Origin of the sequence: Streptomyces cinereospinus (assembly GCF_042430725.1) — a bacterium.
Classification (GTDB): domain Bacteria; phylum Actinomycetota; class Actinomycetes; order Streptomycetales; family Streptomycetaceae; genus Streptomyces; species Streptomyces cinereospinus.
In genome coordinates, this window is sequence record NZ_JBHMCY010000089.1 from 1 (window position 1) to 4,054 (window position 4,054).

Sequence of the window (4,054 nt, forward strand, 5' to 3'; positions counted from 1 at the left end):
CCGCCCTGCACCCCGGCGGGCACCACCTCGACGGCCTCCCCACCTACCCCTTCCAACGCCGGCGCTACTGGCTCACCCCCCTCCGTACCGCCGGTGACGTCGGATCGGCCGGGCTGGAGGCCGTCGAGCATCCGTTGCTGAGCGCGGCCGTCACCGTGGCCGACGCGGACCGGGTGATCATGACGGGCCGGCTGTCGCCCGGCCGTCAGGAGTGGCTGGCCGATCACGACATCCTGGGCAGCCTGCTGCTGCCGGGCACCGGCTTCGTGGAGCTGGCCGTCCGGGCCGCCGACCACGTCGGGTGCGGGCGGCTGGAGGAGCTGACCCACCGGGCGCCGCTGGTGCTGCCCGCCGCCGGCACGGTGACCGTGCAGGTCGTGGTGGACGCGGCGGACGAGGCGGGCGTACGGCCGCTGACCATCCACGCGCGGCCCGACGCCGGCGCACCGTGGACGTTGCACGCGACCGGCGCCGTGGCACCGGCCACGGCCGAGGCGTCCTTCGACCTGGCCCAGTGGCCTCCGGCGGGCGCGACCCCGCTGCCGGTCGAGGGGTTCTACGAGAGTCTGCGCGAGCGCGGTTACGGCTATGGCCCCGTGTTCCGCGCGCTGCGCAGGGCCTGGCGGCACGGTGCGCACGTGTACGCCGAGGTGGAGCTGCCCGAGGGCGGTGACGGCACCGCGTACGCGCTGCACCCGGCCCTGCTGGACGCGGCCATGCACGCGGACCAGTTGGGGGAGCACGGGGCCGTCGAGGGCGGGACGCTGCTGCCGTTCTCCTGGTCGGGTGTGACCCTGCACGCCACGGGAGCGACCGCGCTGCGGGTGCATCTGGAGCGGCTGCGCGGCGACGAGGTGTGCGCCATGCGGCTCGCCGACCCGACAGGCCGGCCGGTGGCGACGGTGGAGCGGATGACCGTACGTCCCGTCACCGCGGACCAGCTCGACGGGGGCGGCCACGGTGGCGATCTCCTCCGGCCGGCCTGGACGCCGGTGCCGGTGCCGGTGCCGGTGCCGGTGCCGGTTCCGCGGGGCGCGGGCGAGGCGGCGCTCGTGGGCGACCTGCCCGGTACCGGGCTCCCGAGCCACGCCGGCCTGGCCGCGCTGGACGTCGTACCGCCCGTGGTGTTCTGGTCCGTGGCGTCCGCCGAGGGCGACGTGCCGCGCGGGTACCGGGCGAGCACCGGCGAGGTACTGGCCGCCGTGCGGGAGTGGCTGGCGGACGACCGGTTCGCCGGCAGCCGGCTGGTGTTCGTCACCCGGGGCGCCGTGGCGGCCGTCGAGGGGGAGCCGGTCGACGTGGCCCAGGCGCCCGTGTGGGGGCTGGTGCGGGCCGCGCAGGCCGAGCATCCCGGCAGGTTCGGGCTGGTCGACACCGACCGGACGGCGGAGTCCGCCGCCGTGCTCGGACGGCTCGCCGGGACGGCCGAACCGGAACTCGCCCTGCGGTCGGGCCGGACGACCGTGCCCCGCCTCGCGCCGGCGACCGGTGGCGGCGGCGCGGCGCCGTGGAACTCCACGGGCACCGTGCTCGTCACCGGTGGCACGGGCGCCCTGGGCGCGCTGGTCGCCCGGCACCTCGTCACCGAGCACGGCGTGCGGCACCTGCTGCTGACCAGCCGCCGCGGCCCGGACGCGCCCGGCGCGGACGCGCTGTGCGCGGAGCTGACCGGGCTCGGCGCGACCGTGTCCGTGGTGGCCTGCGACGTCGCCGACCGGGACCGGCTCGCCGCCGTGCTGGCCGGCGTCCACGACGACCATCCGCTGCACGCGGTCGTGCACGCGGCGGGGACCGCCGACAGCGGGCTCGTCACCGACCTGACGCCCGAGCGGCTCGACAAGGTGCTCGCGGCCAAGGCCGACGCGGCCTGGCACCTGCACGAACTCACCCTCGACGCCGGCCTGGACGCGTTCGTGCTGTTCTCCTCGGCCGGCGGCCAGGTGCTCGCCGCCGGGCAGGGCAACTACGCCGCCGCCAACGTCTTCCTGGACGCCCTCGCCGCGCACCGCGCCGCCGCGGGACTGCCCGGGACATCGGTCGCCTTCGGCCTGTGGGACACCCGCGACCCGGGCGCGTCCGGGCGGGCCACCGACCCCGACCCGGCCCAGGCGCGCCGCGCCGGCATGCCCGCGCTGCCGGCCGCCGACGCGCTCGCCCTGCTCGCCGCCGCCCCCGCCGCCGGGGAGCCCTGCCTGATGGCGCTGCTGGTCGACCGGGCGGGAGTCCGGGCCCGGGGCGAGGTACCCGCGCTGCTGCGTGGACTGGTGCGCGGCGGGACCACCCGCCGCGCCGCCGGGGCCGCCGCGGCCGGAGCCCGCGCGCACACCTTCGCCGGACAACTGGCGGGGCTGTCCGGGGCCGAGCGGGTGCGCGCCGCGGTCGACCTCGTACGCGACCGTGCCGCGGCCGTGCTCGGTCACGCGAGCGGCGACGACGTCCGCGCCGACCGGTCCTTCTCCGACCTCGGCTTCGACTCGCTGGCCGCGGTCGAGCTGCGCAACGCGCTGAACGCCGCCACGGGCCTGCGGCTGCCCGCCACCCTCGTCTTCGACCACCCCAACGCCCAGGCGGCGGGCGAGTTCCTCGTCTCCCGGCTAACCGGGACCGCCACCGCGGTCGCCGCGCCCGCCCCCGTACCGGCGTCCGCCGTGCCGGCCGACGAGCCGATCGCCGTCGTCGCCGTCCACTGCCGCTTCCCCGGCGGGGTGAACTCGGCGGAGGACCTGTGGCGGCTGCTCGACGAGGAGCGCGACGCCGTCACCGGGTTCCCGGCCGACCGGGGCTGGGACGTCGACGGCGTGTACGACCCGCGGCCGGGCGTCCCCGGCAAGACGTACGTGCGCAGCGGCGGATTCCTGCACGACGCCGGGGAGTTCGACCCGGAGTTCTTCGGCATCATGCCGCGCGAGGCGCTCGCCCTGGACCCGCAGCAGCGGCTGCTGCTCCAGGGGGCCTGGGAGACCTTCGAGCGGGCCGGGATCGACCCCGGCTCGGTGCGCGGCAGCCGGACCGGCGTCTACGTCGGCGTCATGTACACGGAGTACGGCGTGCGGGTGCAGCAGCACGTGCCCGAGGAGATCGCCGCCTACCTGTCCGGCGGCAGCGGCGCCAGCATCGCCTCGGGGCGGGTCGCCTACACCCTCGGCCTGGAGGGCCCCGCGGTCACCATCGACACCGCCTGCTCCTCGTCCCTGGTGGCCCTGCACATCGCCTGCCAGGCGGTGCGGCAGGGCGAGGTCGCCATGGCGCTGGCGGGCGGCGTGACCGTACTGCCGACACCCGACGTGTTCGTGGACTTCAGCCGGCAGCGGGGTCTGGCGCCGGACGGCCGGTGCAAGGCGTTCGCCAAGGGCGCCGACGGCACCGGCTGGTCCGAGGGCATCGGCCTGCTGCTGGTGGAACGGCTCTCCGACGCCCGCCGCAACGGCCACCCGGTGCTGGCCGTGATCCGCGGGTCCGCGATCAACCAGGACGGCGCGTCCAACGGCCTCACCGCCCCCAACGGCCCCTCCCAGCAGCGGGTCATCGAGGCGGCGCTGGCCGCGTCGGGGCTCTCGGCGCGGGACGTCGACCTGATCGAGGGACACGGCACGGGCACCGCGCTCGGCGACCCCATCGAGGCGCAGGCGCTGCTGGCGACGTACGGGCAGGACCGGCCGGCGGACCGGCCGGTGTGGCTCGGCTCGGTGAAGTCCAACCTCGGGCACGCGCAGGCCGCGGCCGGCGCCGCCGGCGTGATCAAGCTGATCCAGGCCATGCGCCACGGCGTCATGCCGCGCACGCTGCACGTGGACGAACCCTCCGACCAGGTCGACTGGACGGCGGGCGCGGTGGAGCTGCTCACCCGGGCCAGGGACTGGCCGCGCGACGACCGGCCGCGCCGCGCCGCCGTGTCGTCCTTCGGGCTCAGCGGCACCAACGCGCACGTCGTCCTGGAGGAGCCGCCGGCCGACCTGCGGGAGGCGGCGGACGTCGCGCCGCACGACTCCCCGGCCGACGTGCGGGAGGCGGCGGACGTCGCGCCGCACGACTCCCCGGCCGACGTGCGGGAGGC

General features: G+C 77.3%; 1 protein-coding gene. It reads left to right on the top strand.

What is annotated here, in order from left to right; genetic code table 11:
- A partial coding sequence (locus ACFF45_RS31315; RefSeq protein WP_381350188.1) for an SDR family NAD(P)-dependent oxidoreductase occupies window positions 1-4,054 on the top strand: 4,054 nt, incomplete at both ends.